This window comes from Streptomyces sp. SID5910 (assembly GCF_009862125.1).
In the GTDB taxonomy this organism is placed as follows: Bacteria; Actinomycetota; Actinomycetes; order Streptomycetales; family Streptomycetaceae; genus Streptomyces.
Genome location: NZ_WWHX01000921.1, coordinates 1 through 290, shown reverse-complemented (window position 1 = coordinate 290; position 290 = coordinate 1). Strand labels below are relative to the sequence as shown.

Annotated in this window: 1 pseudogene; it reads right to left on the bottom strand. The window is 79.7% G+C overall.

The window, feature by feature from the left end:
* A pseudogene (locus GTW67_RS32925) lies at window positions 1-290 on the bottom strand (two-component sensor histidine kinase); the annotation flags it as partial.

Genomic DNA, 290 nt, shown 5'->3' with positions numbered 1-290 from the left:
GGGCCGCGGCACCACGCGCGCGCCGTTGCCGGGCAGCGCCGTCGGATCGGCGGTGGCGGCGGACGGCCGCGGCGGTATCGGGCCCCGGCCGGACGCCGAGGACGCCTGGCCCGGCGCGGCCTGCGCCGGGACGGTGACCGCCTTGTCCGCGCCGTGCGCCTGGCCCCCTTCGTGAAGCCCGGCGTCGTTCAGCCCGCGGTTGCGGCGCGAGTCCGCCGGCTCCAGCGGTATCGGCGAGCCCCGCAGCGGCTCGTCCGCGGTCCTGGGCAGCGTCAGCCGGAACTGCGAAA